Origin of the sequence: Enterobacter sp. BNK-22, from assembly GCF_048684805.1 — a bacterium.
Lineage (GTDB): Bacteria > Pseudomonadota > Gammaproteobacteria > Enterobacterales > Enterobacteriaceae > Enterobacter > Enterobacter quasiroggenkampii.
Map to the genome: position 1 here is coordinate 485,650 of NZ_JBLQTT010000001.1, position 17,004 is coordinate 502,653.

Annotated in this window: 15 protein-coding genes; all 15 read left to right on the forward strand. The window is 54.0% G+C overall.

What is annotated here, in order from left to right; translation table 11 throughout:
- Window positions 1-2 precede the first annotated feature (2 nt).
- The 15 genes from fcl to ACMGGE_RS02230 all read left to right on the forward strand — a co-directional run bounded on the left by fcl (window position 3) and on the right by ACMGGE_RS02230 (window position 17,002).
- A complete protein-coding gene (gene fcl, locus ACMGGE_RS02160) occupies window positions 3-968 on the forward strand; it encodes a GDP-L-fucose synthase (RefSeq protein ID WP_024908102.1) in 966 nt (321 codons plus the stop codon).
- Window positions 969-970: 2 nt separating this feature from the next.
- A complete protein-coding gene (locus tag ACMGGE_RS02165) occupies window positions 971-1,450 on the forward strand; it encodes a GDP-mannose mannosyl hydrolase (RefSeq protein ID WP_045418617.1) in 480 nt (159 codons plus the stop codon).
- A complete protein-coding gene (gene wcaI / locus ACMGGE_RS02170; RefSeq protein WP_420293305.1) occupies window positions 1,447-2,670 on the forward strand; it encodes a colanic acid biosynthesis fucosyltransferase WcaI in 1,224 nt (407 codons plus the stop codon). The genes ACMGGE_RS02165 and wcaI overlap by 4 nt, the downstream gene beginning before the upstream one ends.
- A gap of 3 nt (window positions 2,671-2,673) precedes the next feature.
- Window positions 2,674-4,110: a mannose-1-phosphate guanyltransferase gene (cpsB, locus tag ACMGGE_RS02175; protein WP_420293306.1), complete on the forward strand. Its 1,437-nt coding sequence runs from the start codon at window positions 2,674-2,676 to the stop codon at window positions 4,108-4,110.
- A 111-nt stretch (window positions 4,111-4,221) separates the two neighbouring features.
- Window positions 4,222-5,592: a colanic acid biosynthesis phosphomannomutase CpsG gene (gene cpsG, locus ACMGGE_RS02180; protein WP_029742028.1), complete on the forward strand. Its 1,371-nt coding sequence runs from the start codon at window positions 4,222-4,224 to the stop codon at window positions 5,590-5,592.
- Between the two features lie 46 nt (window positions 5,593-5,638).
- Window positions 5,639-7,033 carry an undecaprenyl-phosphate glucose phosphotransferase gene (gene wcaJ, locus ACMGGE_RS02185; RefSeq protein ID WP_048030843.1) on the forward strand — a complete coding sequence of 465 codons (1,395 nt, stop codon included), beginning with the start codon at window positions 5,639-5,641 and terminating at the stop codon, window positions 7,031-7,033.
- A gap of 1 nt (window position 7,034) precedes the next feature.
- On the forward strand, window positions 7,035-8,513 hold the full coding sequence (gene wzxC, locus ACMGGE_RS02190) for a colanic acid undecaprenyl disphosphate flippase WzxC (RefSeq protein ID WP_032646471.1): 1,479 nt from the start codon (window positions 7,035-7,037) through the stop codon (window positions 8,511-8,513).
- Window positions 8,514-8,530: 17 nt separating this feature from the next.
- Window positions 8,531-9,811, forward strand: coding sequence for a colanic acid biosynthesis pyruvyl transferase WcaK (gene wcaK, locus ACMGGE_RS02195; protein WP_045908618.1), 1,281 nt, complete (start codon window positions 8,531-8,533; stop codon window positions 9,809-9,811).
- Window positions 9,808-11,028, forward strand: coding sequence for a colanic acid biosynthesis glycosyltransferase WcaL (gene wcaL, locus ACMGGE_RS02200; RefSeq protein ID WP_063622062.1), 1,221 nt, complete (start codon window positions 9,808-9,810; stop codon window positions 11,026-11,028). The genes wcaK and wcaL overlap by 4 nt, the downstream gene beginning before the upstream one ends.
- Before the next feature lie 12 nt (window positions 11,029-11,040).
- Entirely contained in the window at window positions 11,041-12,432 is a 1,392-nt protein-coding gene (gene wcaM / locus ACMGGE_RS02205) for a colanic acid biosynthesis protein WcaM (RefSeq protein ID WP_414455739.1), read from the forward strand.
- Window positions 12,433-12,608: 176 nt separating this feature from the next.
- Window positions 12,609-13,502: a GalU regulator GalF gene (gene galF, locus ACMGGE_RS02210; RefSeq protein ID WP_023325625.1), complete on the forward strand. Its 894-nt coding sequence runs from the start codon at window positions 12,609-12,611 to the stop codon at window positions 13,500-13,502.
- A gap of 402 nt (window positions 13,503-13,904) precedes the next feature.
- Window positions 13,905-14,993, forward strand: coding sequence for a dTDP-glucose 4,6-dehydratase (gene rfbB / locus ACMGGE_RS02215; protein WP_420293307.1), 1,089 nt, complete (start codon window positions 13,905-13,907; stop codon window positions 14,991-14,993).
- Between the two features lie 14 nt (window positions 14,994-15,007).
- The gene (rfbA, locus tag ACMGGE_RS02220) at window positions 15,008-15,874 is read left to right on the forward strand and encodes a glucose-1-phosphate thymidylyltransferase RfbA (RefSeq protein WP_334763347.1); all 867 of its coding nucleotides are present in this window, start codon (window positions 15,008-15,010) and stop codon (window positions 15,872-15,874) included.
- A gap of 43 nt (window positions 15,875-15,917) precedes the next feature.
- On the forward strand, window positions 15,918-16,247 hold the full coding sequence (locus ACMGGE_RS02225) for a hypothetical protein (RefSeq protein ID WP_032635258.1): 330 nt from the start codon (window positions 15,918-15,920) through the stop codon (window positions 16,245-16,247).
- Window positions 16,247-17,002, forward strand: coding sequence for a glycosyltransferase family 2 protein (locus ACMGGE_RS02230; RefSeq protein WP_023325622.1), 756 nt, complete (start codon window positions 16,247-16,249; stop codon window positions 17,000-17,002). The genes ACMGGE_RS02225 and ACMGGE_RS02230 overlap by 1 nt, the downstream gene beginning before the upstream one ends.
- Window positions 17,003-17,004 lie beyond the last annotated feature (2 nt).

Sequence of the window (17,004 nt, forward strand, 5' to 3'; positions counted from 1 at the left end):
GAATGACAAAACAACGTATTTTTGTCGCCGGTCATCGCGGAATGGTGGGTTCCGCGATTGTGCGCCAGCTCGAGCAGCGCGGTGACGTAGAAGTGATTGTCCGCACCCGCGACGAGCTGAACCTGCTCGACAGCCGTGCGGTACAGGACTTCTTTGCTAACGAACGCATTGACCAGGTGTATCTGGCGGCGGCGAAGGTGGGCGGCATTGTTGCCAACAACACCTACCCGGCGGATTTCATCTACGAAAACATGATGATTGAGAGCAACATCATTCACGCGGCGCATCTGCACAACGTGAACAAGCTGCTGTTCCTCGGCTCATCCTGTATTTACCCGAAAATGGCGAAACAGCCGATCGCCGAAAGCGAGCTGCTGCAGGGTACCCTGGAAGCCACCAACGAGCCGTACGCGATTGCCAAAATTGCCGGGATCAAGCTGTGCGAGTCCTACAACCGTCAGTACAACCGAGACTATCGCTCGGTGATGCCGACCAACCTGTACGGACCGCACGACAACTTCCACCCGAGCAATTCGCACGTGATCCCGGCGCTGCTGCGCCGCTTCCACGAGGCGACCGCCGAGAACGCGCCGGATGTGGTGGTGTGGGGCAGCGGTACGCCGATGCGCGAATTCCTGCACGTGGACGACATGGCTGCGGCCAGCATTCACGTGATGGAGCTGGATCGCGAAGTGTGGCAGGAGAACACCGAGCCGATGCTGTCGCACATCAACGTGGGCACCGGCGTGGACTGCACCATTCGCGAGCTGGCGCAGACCATCGCGCAGGTGGTGGGCTACAAAGGCCGCGTGGTGTTTGATGCCACGAAACCGGACGGCACGCCGCGCAAACTGCTGGACGTGACCCGTCTGCATCAGCTGGGCTGGTATCACGAGGTGTCACTGGAGCAGGGGCTGGCAAGCACCTATCAGTGGTTCCTGGAAAACCAGCACCGCTTCCGGGGGTAATGATGTTTTTAAGTCAGGAAGATTTTGCCACGGTGGTGCGTTCCACTCCGCTCATCTCGATTGATTTGATCGTGGAGAACGAACGCGGCGAGTTCTTGCTGGGGAAACGAACCAACCGTCCTGCGCAGGGCTTCTGGTTCGTGCCCGGTGGGCGCGTGCAAAAGGATGAGACGCTTACCGATGCGTTTGAGCGTCTCACTCTGGCGGAACTGGGTCTGCAGCTGCCGATGGCAGCGGGCCAGTTTTACGGGGTCTGGCAGCACTTCTATGACGATAACTTTTCAGGCACCGGGTTCACCACGCACTACATCGTGCTGGGGTTCCGCCTGAAGGTGAGTGAGGCAGACCTGCGTCTGCCTGATTCTCAGCACGACGACTACCGCTGGCAGACGCCAGAGGCGCTGCTGGCGAGCGACAATGTGCATGACAACAGTCGCGCCTATTTCCTCGCTGAACGTCAGTCCGGGGTGCCGGGCTTATGAAGATCCTCGTATACGGAATCAACTACTCGCCGGAGCTAACCGGTATCGGGAAATACACCGGCGAGATGGTCGAGTGGATGGCGAGCCAGGGACATGACGTGCGGGTCATTACCGCGCCGCCGTACTACCCGGAATGGAAAGTGGGGGAGCGCTACTCAAGCTGGCGCTACCGTCGCGAAGAGGGTGTAGCGACCGTCTGGCGCTGTCCGCTGTATGTGCCTAAGCAGCCCTCAACGCTTAAACGATTGATTCATCTCGGCAGCTTTGCCCTGAGCAGTTTCTTCCCGCTGATGGCGCAGCGTCGCTGGAAGCCGGATCGCATCATCGGCGTGGTGCCGACGCTGTTTTGCACGCCGGGCATGCGTCTGCTGGGCAAACTCTCCGGGGCGCGCACCCTGCTGCACATTCAGGATTATGAAGTTGACGCCATGCTGGGCCTGGGGATGGCAGGCAAAAGCAAAGGCGGCAAGGTGGCGAAGCTCGCCAGCGCGTTTGAGCGCAGTGGCTTACACAACGTGGATTACGTCTCAACGATCTCGCGCTCGATGATGAACAAGGCGCAGGAGAAAGGTGTCCCGGCGGAGAAGGTGATCTTCTTCCCGAACTGGTCCGAAGTGGCGCGTTTTCGCGATGTGACTGAGCAAGACGCTCAGGCGCTGCGCGCGCAGCTCGGTTTGCCTGAAGATCAAAAAATCATTCTTTACTCAGGCAACATCGGTGAAAAGCAGGGGCTGGAGAGCGTGATCGAGGCGGCTCAACTGCTGAACGAACATCCATGGATGTTTGTAATTGTCGGGCAGGGTGGTGGAAAAGCGCGGCTGGAAAAAATGGTCAGCGAACGCGGCCTGACCAACGTGAAATTCTTCCCGCTTCAGCCTTACGAGGCATTGCCTGCGCTGCTGAAGATGGGCGACTGCCATCTGGTGGTGCAAAAGCGCGGCGCGGCGGATGCGGTGCTGCCGTCCAAGCTGACCAACATTCTGGCAGTGGGCGGTAACGCGGTGATTACGGCCGAAGCCGAAACTGAATTAGGCCAGCTGTGTGACAGCTATCCGGGGATTGCCGTGTGCGTAGAGCCGGAATCGGTCCCGGCGCTGGTCACCGGCATTGAACAGGCACTTGCCATGCCAAAAATGAACACGGTGGCACGTGAATATGCCGAACGCACGCTCGAGAAAGAAAGCGTGCTGAGCCAATTTATTGCAGATATACGGGGATAAATCATGAGTCAAACCACTTTGTATCCGGTTGTGATGGCTGGTGGCTCTGGTAGCCGGTTGTGGCCGCTGTCCCGCGTGCTCTATCCAAAACAGTTCCTCTGCCTGAAAGGGGATCTCACCATGCTGCAGACGACGGTAAACCGTCTCCACGGCGTGGAGTGTGAAAGCCCGGTGGTGATCTGTAACGAACAGCACCGCTTTATCGTTGCCGAGCAGCTGCGCCAGCTGAACAAACTCACAGAAAATATCATCCTGGAGCCTGCCGGACGCAATACCGCACCGGCTATCGCCCTGGCGGCGCTGGCAGCAAAACGCAGCAGCCCGGATTGTGACCCGCTGATGCTGGTGCTGGCGGCAGACCACGTGATCCAGCAGGAAGAGGCCTTCCGTGACGCAGTGCGTGCGGCCATTCCTTACGCTGAGAGCGGCAAGCTGGTGACCTTCGGTATCGTGCCGGATCTGCCGGAAACCGGCTACGGCTACATCCGTCGCGGCAACGTGACGTCGGGTGAAGGCGACAGCGTGGCGTTTGACGTGGCGCAGTTCGTTGAAAAACCCAATCTTGAAACCGCGCAGGCGTATGTCGCCAGCGGGGAATATTACTGGAACAGTGGGATGTTCCTGTTCCGCGCCGGACGCTATCTGGAAGAGCTGAGCAAATATCGTCCGGATATTCTGCAAGCCTGCGAGAAAGCGATGGCGGTGGTGGACCCGGATCTCGACTTTATCCGCGTGGATGAAGAAGCCTTCCTCGCCTGTCCGGAAGAGTCCATTGACTATGCGGTGATGGAGCGTACGGCAGATGCCGTTGTGGTGCCGATGGATGCGGGCTGGAGCGATGTCGGCTCCTGGTCCTCCCTGTGGGAGATCAGCGCCCATACCCCGGAGGGTAACGTCCATCACGGCGATGTCATTAGCCACAAAACGGAAAACAGCTACGTCTACGCCGAGTCTGGCCTGGTCACCACCGTCGGGGTGAAGGATCTGGTGGTTGTCCAGACCAAAGACGCCGTGCTGATTGCCGACCGTAACGCCGTGCAGGACGTTAAAAAAGTGGTGGAGAAGATCAAGGCGGATGGCCGTCACGAGCACCACATTCATCGCGAAGTCTACCGTCCGTGGGGGAAATATGACTCCATTGACGCAGGCGACCGTTATCAGGTGAAACGCATCACCGTGAAGCCGGGCGAGGGGCTGTCGGTGCAGATGCACCATCACCGCGCCGAGCACTGGGTGGTGGTCGCGGGTACCGCTAAAGTCACGATCGACGGTGAAGTCAAACTGCTGGGTGAAAACGAGTCCATTTATATTCCGCTGGGGGCGACGCACTGTCTGGAGAACCCGGGGAAAATTCCTCTCGATTTAATTGAGGTGCGCTCCGGTTCGTATCTGGAAGAGGACGATATCGTGCGCTTCCAGGACCGCTACGGACGGGTGTAGCCCTCAGCATCATGCCCGGTGGCGCTGCGCTTACCGGGCCTACGAATGACAAAAAAATCAATTTGGCCATTAAGTGGTCAGGACCGACTGTTGCCTGAAAAAGGGGTCATCATGGAAAAATTAACCTGTTTTAAAGCCTACGATATTCGCGGCAAGCTGGGCGAAGAGCTGAATGAAGACATTGCGTGGCGCATTGGTCGTGCGTACGGCGAATATTTAAAACCGCAGACCATCGTGCTGGGCGGCGACGTGCGTCTGACCAGCGAATCCCTGAAGCTGGCTCTGGCGAAAGGGCTGCAGGATGCGGGCGTGGACGTGCTGGACATCGGTCTTTCCGGAACCGAAGAGATTTACTTTGCCACCTTCCACCTGGGCGTGGACGGCGGTATTGAAGTGACGGCCAGCCACAACCCGATGGACTACAACGGCATGAAGCTGGTGCGCAAGGGTGCCCGCCCGATTAGCGGCGACACCGGCCTGCGCGACGTGCAGCGCCTGGCGGAAGCCAACGATTTCCCGCCGGTGAACGAGGCAAAGCGCGGCAGCTACAAAAAAATCAACCTGCAGAAAGAGTACATCGACCACCTGCTGGGCTACATCAACGTGGCGAACCTGAAGCCGCTGAAGCTGGTGATTAACTCCGGTAACGGTGCGGCCGGCCCGGTTGTCGATGCCCTTGAAGCGCGCTTTAAGGCACTGAACGTGCCGGTGACCTTCGTGAAAGTGCATAACACCCCGGACGGCAACTTCCCGAACGGTATTCCTAACCCGCTGCTGCCGGAGTGCCGCGACGACACGCGTAACGCGGTGATTGAGCACGGCGCGGACATGGGTATCGCCTTTGACGGTGATTTCGACCGCTGCTTCCTGTTCGACGAGAAAGGGCAGTTCATCGAGGGCTACTACATTGTCGGCCTGCTGGCAGAAGCGTTCCTCGAGAAAAACCCGGGCGCGAAAATCATTCATGACCCGCGCCTGTCCTGGAACACCGTCGACGTGGTGTCTGCCGCAGGCGGCACGCCGGTGATGTCCAAAACCGGCCACGCCTTCATCAAGGAGCGCATGCGCGAAGAAGACGCCATCTACGGCGGCGAGATGAGCGCCCACCACTACTTCCGGGACTTTGCCTACTGCGACAGTGGAATGATCCCGTGGCTGCTGGTCACCGAGCTGCTGTGCCTGAAGGGGCAGACCCTGGGCGAGCTGGTGCGCGACCGTATGGCGGCGTTCCCGGCGAGCGGGGAGATCAACAGCAAGCTGGCGCAGCCGGCCGAGGCGATTGCCCGCGTGGAGCAGCACTTTGCGATTCACGCGCTGGAAATTGATCGTACCGACGGCATCAGCATGGCGTTCCCGCAGTGGCGCTTTAACCTGCGCTCGTCCAACACCGAGCCGGTGGTGCGCCTGAACGTGGAGTCCCGTGCGGACACCGCGCTGATGGAAGCCCGAACGAAGGACATTCTGGCGCTGTTGAATCAGTAATAACTGCCCCTCCCGGTGGGAGGGGGAACCGAATACAGGAACAACGATGACGAATCTAAAAAAACGCGAACGAGCGAGAACGAATGCATCGTTAATCTCTATGGTGCAGCGTTTTTCTGATATCACCATCATGGTCGGTGGATTGTGGGCGGTGTGTCGGATCAGCGGGCTGCCGTTCTTATATATGCATCTTCTGATGGCCCTGATTGCGCTGGTTGTGTTTCAGATGATCGGCGGAATGACCGATTTCTACCGCTCGTGGCGCGGCGTCAAAATGACCACCGAACTGATGCTGTTGCTGCAGAACTGGACCCTGAGCCTGATCTTCAGCGCAGGCCTGGTGGCGTTCAGCCATGATTTTGATAATCGCCTCGTGACCTATCTCTGCTGGTATCTGTTAAGCAGCGTCGGCATGGTAGTGTGCCGCTCCCTGATCCGCTTTGGCGCAGGCTGGCTGCGCAACCGTGGCTATAATCGTCGCTTCGTGGCGGTAGCAGGCGATCTGCCCGTCGGCAGGGTGCTGCTCGACAGCTTCCGCAAAGAGCCGTGGTTAGGCTTTGAAGTGGTCGGGATTTATCACGACGCGAAGCCTGGCGGCGTGCCTGCCGACTGGGCGGGCAACTACGAACAGCTGATTGACGATGCGAAGGCCGGCAAAATTCACAACGTCTACATCGCCATGCAGATGAAAGACGACTCCCGCATTAAGCAGCTGATGCGCGAACTGGCGGATACGACCTGTTCAGTGCTCCTGATCCCGGACGTGTTTACCTTCAACATCCTTCATTCGCGTATTGAAGAGGTGAACGGCGTGCCGGTCGTACCGCTGTACGACACGCCGCTGTCCGGTATTAACCGCGTGCTGAAGCGTCTGGAAGATATCGTGCTCTCTTCGCTGATTCTTCTGCTCATCTCTCCGGTGCTGTGCTGCATTGCCCTGGCGGTGAAGCTGAGTTCTCCAGGACCGGTTATCTTCCGTCAGACCCGCTACGGCATGGACGGTAAGCCGATTATGGTGTGGAAATTCCGCTCCATGAAGGTGATGGAGAACGACAAGGTCGTGACCCAGGCCACGCAGAACGATCCGCGCGTCACCCGCGTCGGGAACTTCCTGCGTCGCACCTCGCTGGATGAACTGCCACAGTTTATCAACGTCTTTACCGGCGGGATGTCGATTGTTGGCCCGCGTCCGCACGCGGTGGCGCATAACGAGCAGTACCGCTCGCTGATTGAAGGCTACATGTTGCGCCATAAGGTGAAGCCGGGCATCACCGGCTGGGCGCAAATCAACGGCTGGCGCGGCGAAACCGACACGCTGGAAAAAATGGAAAAACGCATCGAGTTCGATCTGGAGTACATCCGCGAGTGGAGCCTCTGGTTCGATATCAAGATTGTTTTTCTGACTATCTTCAAAGGTTTCGTGAACAAAGCGGCGTACTAAGATGAGCTTACGTGAAAAAACCATCAGCGGCGCCAAGTGGTCAGCCATGGCGACCATCGTCATCATTGGCCTCGGCCTGGTGCAGATGACAGTGCTGGCGCGCATTATCGATAATCACCAGTTCGGTCTGCTGACCGTCTCGCTGGTGATCATCGCGCTGGCCGATACGCTGTCTGACTTTGGTATCGCCAACTCGATTATCCAGCGCAAAGAGATCAGCCATCTTGAGCTGACCACGCTCTACTGGCTGAACGTGGGGCTGGGGATTTTCGTGTTTGTGCTGGTGTTCCTGCTGAGCGACACCATCGCCAGCGTGCTGCACAACCCGGATCTCGCCCCGCTGATGCGCACGCTGTCGTTTGCGTTCGTGGTGATCCCCCACGGGCAGCAGTTCCGCGCGCTGATGCAGAAAGAGCTGGAGTTCAATAAGATCGGCATGATCGAGACCAGCGCCGTGCTGGCGGGCTTTACCTTTACCGTCGTGAGCGCCCATTTCTGGCCGCTGGCGATGACCGCCATCCTCGGTTACCTGGTGAACTCTGCCGTGCGTACGCTGCTGTTCGGCTACTTTGGGCGTAAAATTTACCGTCCGGGACTGCATTTCTCTCTTGCGTCCGTCTCGTCCAACCTGCGCTTTGGCGCGTGGCTGACGGCGGACAGCATTATCAACTACGTGAACACCAACCTCTCGACGCTGGTGCTGGCACGTATTCTCGGCGCCAGCGTGGCGGGGGGCTACAACCTGGCCTACAACGTCGCGGTGGTGCCGCCGATGAAGCTGAACCCAATAATCACCCGCGTGCTGTTCCCGGCGTTTGCCAAGATTCAGGACGACACCGAGAAGCTGCGCGTTAACTTTTACAAGCTGCTTTCGGTGGTGGGGATTATCAACTTCCCGGTGCTGCTGGGGCTGATGGTGGTGTCCAGCAACTTCGTGCCGCTGGTGTTTGGCGAGAAGTGGAACGGTATTATCCCGATCCTTCAGCTGCTGTGCGTGGTAGGGCTGCTGCGCTCCGTGGGGAACCCGATTGGGTCCCTGTTGATGGCTAAAGCGCGCGTGGACATCAGCTTTAAATTCAACGTGTTCAAAACCTTCCTGTTTATTCCGGCAATTATCGTCGGCGGACACATGGCGGGCGCCATTGGCGTCACGCTGGGCTTCCTGCTGGTGCAGATCGTCAATACCGTCCTGAGCTACTTCATCATGATTAAACCGGTGCTGGGCTCCAGCTACCGTCAGTACATCCTGAGCCTGTGGCTGCCGTTCTATCTCTCATTGCCGACCCTGGCGGTGAGCTACGGTCTGGGCGCGATCCTCAGCGGCCATCTGCCGCTGGCCGCGCTGCTGGCGGTGCAGGTTGCCGCGGGGGCGCTGGCCTTCGTCGTGATGATCGTACTTTCTCGCAATGCGCTGGTCGTTGAGATGAAGCGCCAGTTTTGCCGTAACGAAAAAATGAAAACGCTGCTTCGCGCAGGCTAGTTCTTTAAGAGGCCATTATGAAATTATTAATTCTTGGCAACCATACCTGCGGCAACCGTGGCGACAGCGCCATCCTGCGCGGTTTACTGGATGCGATTAACACCCTTAAGCCTGAGACCGAAGTGGACGTGATGAGCCGTTATCCGGTCAGCTCATCCTGGTTACTGAACCGCCCGGTAATGGGCGACCCGCTCTACAGCCAGATGAAACAGCACAACAACGCCGCGGGCGTGATGGGCCGCGTGAAAAAAGTGCTGCGTCGTCGCTACCAGCATCAGGTGTTGCTTTCCCGGGTGACCGATACCGGCAAGCTGCGCAACATCGCCATCGCGCAGGGCTTCACTGACTTTGTTCGTCTGCTGTCCGGCTATGACGCCATTATCCAGGTCGGCGGTTCATTCTTCGTCGATCTCTACGGCGTGCCGCAGTTTGAGCATGCGCTCTGCACGTTCATGGCGAAAAAGCCACTATTTATGATTGGCCACAGCGTGGGGCCTTTCCAGGATCCGCAGTTTAACCAGCTCGCAAACTATGTCTTCGGCCACTGCGACGCGCTGATCCTGCGCGAGTCGGTCAGCCTTGAGATGATGAAGCGCAGCGAGATTGACACGTCAAAAGTTGAGCACGGCGTGGATACCGCCTGGCTGGTGGATCATCAGGACGACAGCTTCCAGCCGAGCTACGCGGTGCAGCACTGGCTCGACGTGGCGGCGAAACAGAAAACCGTCGCGATTACCCTGCGTGAGCTGGCACCCTTCGATAAACGTTTAGGCACGACACAGGCGGCGTATGAGCAAGCGTTCGCCGACGTGGTGAACCGCGTGCTGGACAGCGGGTACCAGGTGCTGGCGCTGTCCACCTGTACCGGCATCGACAGCTACAACAAAGATGACCGCATGGTGGCGCTGAACCTGCGCAACCTGGTCAATGACCCGTCACGTTATCACGTGGTGATGGATGAACTGAACGACCTGGAGATGGGCAAGTTGCTCTCCGCCTGCGACCTGACGGTGGGCACCCGACTGCACTCGGCCATTATCTCCATGAACTTTGGCACGCCGGCCATTGCCATTAACTATGAGCACAAGTCCGCCGGGATTATGCAGCAGCTCGGTATGCCGGAAATGGCGGTGGATATCCGTCACCTGCTGGACGGATCGCTCGGTGCGATGGTGGGTGACACGCTTGGCCAACTGCCTGCTATCAATGAACGTCTGGCGGTGGCGGTGAAAGCCGAGCGCGAGAAGGGCATTGGAATGGTGAAATCGGTACTCGATCGCGTACGGGAGGGGAAATGAAGGTTGGTTTCTTCTTACTGAAATTTCCACTGTCGTCCGAAACGTTTGTTCTGAACCAAATCACCGCGTTTATCGATATGGGATATGACGTGGAGATTATCGCCCTGCAAAAGGGCGATACCCAAAACACCCATGCGGCGTATACCCAGTATGGGCTGGAGGCAAAAACCCGCTGGCTGCAGGATGAGCCGTCCGGGAAGCTGAGTAAGTTGCGCCACCGCGCCAGCCAGACCTTACGTGGGATCCATCGCGCGTCCACGTGGCGGGCGCTGAATGTCTCCCGCTATGGATCAGAATCACGCAATCTGATCCTGTCGGCCATCTGCGGGCAAACGGCGCAGCCGTATCGTGCCGACGTGTTTATCGCCCACTTTGGCCCGGCAGGCGTCACCGCCGCGAAGCTGCGCGAACTGGGCGTAATTGACGGTAAAATTGCGACCATTTTCCACGGTATCGACATCTCCAGCCGCGAAGTGCTGAACCACTACACGCCGGAATACCAGCAGCTTTTCCGGCGTGGCGACATGATGCTGCCGATCAGCGAACTGTGGGCCGGACGCCTGAAAAACATGGGCTGCCCGGGAGAGAAAATTGCCGTTTCGCGCATGGGCGTGGATTTAACGCGCTTTACCCGCCGTCCGGTGAAGGTGCCGGGCAAACCGCTGCAGATCATCTCCGTCGCGCGACTGACCGAGAAGAAAGGGTTGCATGTGGCGATTGAAGCCTGCCGCCAGCTGAAAGCGCGCGGAGTGGATTTCCACTACCGCATTCTCGGGATTGGGCCGTGGGAGCGTCGTCTGCGCACGCTGATCGAACAGTATCAACTGGAAGATGTCGTAGAGATGCCGGGCTTCAAGCCGAGCCACGAGGTCAAGGCCATGCTTGATGAGGCAGATGTATTTCTGCTGCCTTCCGTCACGGGGGCCGATGGCGATATGGAAGGCATTCCGGTGGCGCTGATGGAGGCAATGGCCGTGGGTATACCGGTGGTCTCGACCCTGCACAGCGGGATCCCGGAGCTGATTAAGTCTGACCATTCCGGCTGGCTGGTGCCCGAGAATAACGCCATGGCGCTCGCCGATCGGTTAGCTGCTTTCAGCGACATCGACCAGCAGGCGCTGGAGCCCGTGCTGCACAATGCCCGACAAAAAGTTGAAGCCGATTTTAACCAGCAGGTGATTAACCGTCAGTTAGCCAGCCTGCTGCAAACGTTGTAACGCCGAGGATGTATGCTGAAAAAGATTACCCGACGCACCTTTGTCTCGTCTCTGTCCGTTCTGGCGGCCACGCCGCTGCTGTCGTCCCGCATTGCGCGGGCGGCGAGCGCAAGAACGGTCTCTGTTAAACAGTACAATAACAACGACTGGATCGCGGCCTTTAAGCAGGCATTTAATGACGGGGACACCGTCGTTGTCCCTGCCGGGCTGACCTGTGAAAACATCAACACGGGTATTTTCATTCCCGACGGTAAAACGCTGCTGATCCGCGGGGCGTTAACCGGCAATGGCCGCGGCCGCTTTGTTCTGCAGGAAGGCAGCAAAGTGATAGGGGAAGGCGAGGGGCGGACAGAGAATATCACTCTCGATGTACGTGGCTCCGACTGCGTAATTAAAGGGCTGGCCATGAGCGGTTTTGGCCCTGTAACGCAGATCTACATCGGCGGTAAGAAACCCAGCGTGATGCGCAATTTGCTGATTGATAACATCAGCGTGAGTCAGGCCAACTACGCTATCCTGCGCCAGGGTTTCCACAACCAGGTGGACGGCGCCCGCATCACCAACAGCAAATTTAGCCATCTGCAGGGCGATGCGATCGAGTGGAACGTTGCTATCAACGATCGCAATATCCTGATTTCCGACCATGTCATCGATAACATCAACTGCACCAACGGCAAGATCAACTGGGGCATTGGCATTGGCCTCGCCGGCAGCACCTACGACAACGACTACCCGGAAAAGCAAACTGTTAAGAACTTCGTGGTGGCCAACATCACCGGCAGTAACTGTCGTCAGCTGGTGCACGTGGAAAACGGGAAACACTTTGTTATCCGCAATATTAAGGCCAAAAATATCACCCCTGACTTCAGTAAAAAGGCAGGAATAGACAATGCCACGGTGGCCATTTATGGCTGTGATAATTTCATTATTGATAATGTCGACATGGTCAACAGTGCGGGAATGTTAATCGGCTATGGGGTGATAAAAGGCGATTATTTGTCCATCCCGCAGAACTTTAAGCTCAATAATATTCACCTCGATAACCGCCAGCTTGCGTATAAATTGCGCGGAATACAGATTTCATCCGGTAACGCGACCTCGTTTGTGGCGATAACCAACGTGGAAATGCAGCGTGCTACGCTTGAATTACACAACAAGCCGCAGCATCTTTTTTTACGCAATATCAATGTCATGCAGGAAGCTGCCGTGGGGCCCGCCCTGAAGATTAACTTCGACCTGCGCAAGGATGTGCGAGGAAAATTCATGGCGAAAGACGAGACGCTGTTGTCGCTGGCGAACATAAAAGCCGTTAATGAGAAGGGGCAAAGCTCGGTGGATATTGACCGGGTCGACCAGCAGGTGGTGAATGTGGAAAGGCTGAACTTTGCGCTTCCGCACAGATAATCGACAATAATCTGTTTTGAGACTATTCCTGGCATAAAAGCGCGATCGAATCAGATTACAACTACAGAAATATGTGATGCTAAGGCGTAACATTGCTTCAGGGTTACGGCAAATCATGCTGGCGAAAACAGGTTTTAGAGCTATAATTCGTCAACCATTTTAAGGTGGAAGAAATAATGATTAATTTGAAAGCAGTCATTCCGGTAGCAGGCCTGGGCATGCATATGCTGCCAGCCACAAAAGCCATTCCTAAAGAGATGCTGCCGATCGTCGATAAGCCAATGATTCAGTACATTGTCGACGAGATTGTTGCTGCAGGGATCAAAGAAATCGTCCTGGTTACGCACTCGTCCAAGAATGCGGTAGAAAACCACTTCGACACCTCTTACGAACTCGAAGCGCTGCTCGAGCAGCGCGTTAAGCGTCAGCTGCTGGCGGAAGTGCAGTCTATTTGTCCGCCGGGCGTGACCATCATGAACGTGCGTCAGGCGCAGCCGCTGGGCCTGGGGCACTCTATTCTTTGTGCCCGTCCGGTTGTGGGTGACAACCCCTTCATCGTTGTGCTGCCGGATATCATTATTGATAACGCGTCTGCCGATCCGCTGCGCTATAACCTGGCGGCAATGGTGGCACGTTTCAACGAAACGGGCCGTAGCCAGGTGCTGGCGAAGCGCATGAAAGGCGATCTCTCCGAGTACTCCGTAATTCAGACCAAAGAAGCGCTGGAGACGGAAGGGCAGGTTAGCCGCATCGTTGAGTTCATCGAAAAACCGGATCAGCCGCAGACGCTGGATTCTGACCTGATGGCGGTGGGCCGTTATGTTCTGAATGCCGATATCTGGGCCGAGCTGGAAAAAACTGAACCAGGTGCCTGGGACCGTATTCAGCTCACCGACGCGATTGCTGAGCTGGCGAAGAAGCAATCTGTCGATGCGATGCTGATGACCGGCGAGAGCTATGACTGCGGTAAGAAGATGGGCTATATGCAGGCGTTTGTGAACTATGGGCTGCGTAACCTGAAGGAAGGGGCGAAGTTCCGCAAGAGAATTGAGAAACTTCTTACACAATAAGTCGTTAAACCGGATATTTCGGTTGGAACAATATGCAGGTAGCTGAGGGGGATTCAAAGCTGTTCGCAGCTTTGAATCCCCCTCAGCTACCTTTTTTTTGTGTTAAAAATCAGTGCCTAAAGAGAACGATGCGCCGTTGTGACTCCTTATTTTACGGTGAGATTTTTCCTTGTTTTCAGCGCCGTTAAAGGGGAGAATAACCAATTAGCATTTTGTGCCAACCCCTTCTAAAATAGCTAGCCAACTTCGGTTTGAGGGCTAAAAAAACTGTCATTGTTTTCAGTATACTGGTAGCTGTAGAGCCAGGGGCGGTAGCGTGTTTTAATTTCTGCTAACTACAGTCCTCCGGCTCTATGAATTAAGTTCGAATCTAAACATTACGACGCAATACGGAATAGTCTTGTGAAAATACTTGTCACTGGTGGTGCAGGTTTTATTGGATCTGCAGTAGTTCGTTATATTATTAATAATACTGAAGATTCTGTGGTAAACGTAGATAAGTTGACCTACGCTGGCAACCTGGAATCGTTGGCAAAAATTGCCAATCATCCGCGCTACGCATTTGAGCGAGCAGATATCTGTGATGCGAGCGTTATGGCACGCATTTTCGCGGAACATCAGCCCGATGCGGTAATGCACCTGGCGGCAGAAAGCCATGTTGACCGTTCTATCACCGGTCCCGCTGCGTTTATAGAAACGAACATCGTTGGTACCTATGTATTGCTGGAAGCCGCGCGCCAATATTGGTCTCACCTAGACGAGGCGCGCAAATCGGCATTTCGTTTCCATCATATTTCTACTGATGAAGTCTACGGCGATCTGCCGCATCCAGATGAATTGCCAGCGGGAAGCACGCTCCCACTGTTCACCGAAACGACGCCTTACTCTCCAAGTAGTCCATATTCGTCTTCTAAAGCATCAAGCGATCATTTAGTGCGTGCCTGGCGTCGTACCTATGGTCTTCCGACATTGGTGACAAACTGTTCGAATAACTACGGTCCTTATCACTTCCCGGAAAAACTGATCCCACTCATTATTCTGAACGCCCTCGCAGGCAAACCGCTTCCGGTATACGGTAACGGTGAGCAGATTCGCGACTGGCTGTTTGTCGAAGATCATGCACGCGCGTTATACAAAGTGGTAACTGAAGGTACTGTGGGCGAAACCTACAATATCGGTGGTCACAATGAGCGTAAAAATATTGAAGTCGTGAAGACAATTTGCACCATTCTGGATGAAATTATTGCCGATAAGCCTGCAGGCATTACTCACTTCGCCGATCTTATTACCTATGTAACCGACCGTCCGGGACACGACCTGCGCTACGCCATTGATGCCAGCAAAATTAAAAATGATCTGGGATGGGTACCACAGGAGACGTTTGAGTCCGGTATCCGTAAAACGGTTGAGTGGTATTTAAATAACGAAAGCTGGTGGAAGCGGGTAATGGATGGCTCCTATGCGGGTGAACGTCTGGGACTGGCGGAATAAAAAAGGAAAATATGATGAAAGGTATTGTACTTGCTGGTGGTTCCGGAACGCGTCTCTATCCTATAACTCAGGGTGTATCAAAACAGTTGTTGCCTGTCTATGATAAACCGATGATTTATTATCCTATTTCTGTACTGATGTTGGCGGGTATCCGCGATATATTAATCATTACAACTCCAGATGATATCGATGCATTTAAGCGTTTATTAGGCGATGGCAGTCAATTTGGCATAAATCTCAGCTTTGCAGTTCAACCTTCCCCTGATGGCCTGGCGCAGGCATTCATCATTGGTGAAGAATTTATTAATGGCGAACCATGTGCGCTCGTGTTAGGTGATAATGTCTTTTTTGGCCAAAGCTTTAGTAAAAAACTTGAAACTGCATTCCAATTAACCTCTGGAGCGATGGTCTTTGGTTATCAAGTTCAAGATCCTGAACGGTTTGGTGTAGTTGAATTTGATAGTGAATTCAAAGCGTTATCTATTGAAGAGAAACCAGCCAAACCTAAATCTAATTGGGCTGTAACGGGTCTATATTTCTACGATAAAAATGTTGTCGAAATGGCAAAACAGATTAAACCCTCGGTGCGGGGTGAGCTTGAGATTACAACATTAAATCAGATGTATCTTGAGCGTGGAGGATTGCAAGTCGAGTTGTTAGGTCGCGGTTTTGCATGGCTAGATACAGGAACTCATGACAGTTTGATAGAAGCATCTCAATTCATTCATACAATTGAAAAGCGCCAGGGTTTGAAAGTCGCTTGTCTTGAAGAAATATCTTTCCGTAAAGGCTGGATGAATAAAGAACAACTATCGGCACAAGCGAAAAAATTCTCAAAAAATGACTATGGGCGCTACTTACAGATGCTGATTAGTGAGTAATATTACGATGTATTCTTTTTTATTAAAAGCAATGTGAGGTAACGTGGAATACTCCAACTTAGATTCGATGGTACGAGGCTGGTTTGTCGGTGGCTTTGAGCCAACCTTATATAAGACTACCGACGTTGAGGTTGCCGTACAACATTTTACTGCCGGAGATCACGAGGCCGCTCATTGCCATAAAATTGCTACTGAAATAACAGTTATTATTTCGGGTCGAGCCAAAATGGCGGGCAGAATTGTTGTTGCAGGTGACATAGTTAAGATTTCGCCAGGGGAATATACTGATTTTGAAGCTTTAGAAGATACAGTTACTGCTGTTGTAAAATTGCCTGGCGCTTTAAATGATAAATATCTCAAAGGAGATGAGTGATGTTAAATATTGTTGTTCCAATGGCTGGTCGCGGAAGTCGTTTTGCCAAAGAAGGTTATGTGGATCCAAAGCCACTGATTAAGTTAAAAGACAAGCGAATGATTCAGGTTGTAATCAATAATTTAACTCCTTCTATTCCTCATCGCTTTATATTTATTTGTCAGCGTCAACATGTTATCGATTATAGTTTGGATCGGTATTTAAAAGAGTGGGCACCGAATTCAGAAGTTATTTGTATTGATGGAATTACTGAAGGCGCAGCATGTACCGTAATGTGTGCTGAGGAATTAATCAATAACGATGAACCTCTTATGATTGCAAACTCGGATCAATGGATTGATATTGATATTAATGATTATCTAAATTACATGAAGCATGAGGATTTAGACGGGCTTATCATGACAATGAAAGCCGATGACCCTAAATGGTCTTATGCGGAAATGAATGAAAATAACCATGTTACTCGAGTTGTTGAAAAAGAAGTTGTATCCGATGAAGCGACTGTAGGGATTTATAATTATAAAAAAGGCGCTGATTTTTGTAGAAGTGTCAAAAGAATGATTGCTTTAGATCAACGCTCTAATGGTGAATTTTATGTTGCACCTGCTTATACACTCATGTATGAGAATGAAGGTGCAAAAATTGGAATTTATAATATTGGGGAAGAAGCAAACGGGATGTATGGTTTGGGTATCCCTGCTGATCTTGAATTGTTCCTTTCCCTTGATGTATCAAGAAAAGCGTTGGATTTCTAATC

Bases quoted from the DNA above. Each gene is read 5' to 3' on its own strand.
- fcl (WP_024908102.1), top strand. From the start codon at position 3: ATGACAAAACAACGTATTTTTGTCGCCGGTCATCGCGGAATGGTGGGT.
- ACMGGE_RS02165 (WP_045418617.1), top strand. From the start codon at position 971: ATGTTTTTAAGTCAGGAAGATTTTGCCACGGTGGTGCGTTCCACTCCG.
- wcaI (WP_420293305.1), top strand. From the start codon at position 1,447: ATGAAGATCCTCGTATACGGAATCAACTACTCGCCGGAGCTAACCGGT.
- cpsB (WP_420293306.1), top strand. From the start codon at position 2,674: ATGAGTCAAACCACTTTGTATCCGGTTGTGATGGCTGGTGGCTCTGGT.
- cpsG (WP_029742028.1), top strand. From the start codon at position 4,222: ATGGAAAAATTAACCTGTTTTAAAGCCTACGATATTCGCGGCAAGCTG.
- wcaJ (WP_048030843.1), top strand. From the start codon at position 5,639: ATGACGAATCTAAAAAAACGCGAACGAGCGAGAACGAATGCATCGTTA.
- wzxC (WP_032646471.1), top strand. From the start codon at position 7,035: ATGAGCTTACGTGAAAAAACCATCAGCGGCGCCAAGTGGTCAGCCATG.
- wcaK (WP_045908618.1), top strand. From the start codon at position 8,531: ATGAAATTATTAATTCTTGGCAACCATACCTGCGGCAACCGTGGCGAC.
- wcaL (WP_063622062.1), top strand. From the start codon at position 9,808: ATGAAGGTTGGTTTCTTCTTACTGAAATTTCCACTGTCGTCCGAAACG.
- wcaM (WP_414455739.1), top strand. From the start codon at position 11,041: ATGCTGAAAAAGATTACCCGACGCACCTTTGTCTCGTCTCTGTCCGTT.
- galF (WP_023325625.1), top strand. From the start codon at position 12,609: ATGATTAATTTGAAAGCAGTCATTCCGGTAGCAGGCCTGGGCATGCAT.
- rfbA (WP_334763347.1), top strand. From the start codon at position 15,008: ATGAAAGGTATTGTACTTGCTGGTGGTTCCGGAACGCGTCTCTATCCT.
- ACMGGE_RS02230 (WP_023325622.1), top strand. From the start codon at position 16,247: ATGTTAAATATTGTTGTTCCAATGGCTGGTCGCGGAAGTCGTTTTGCC.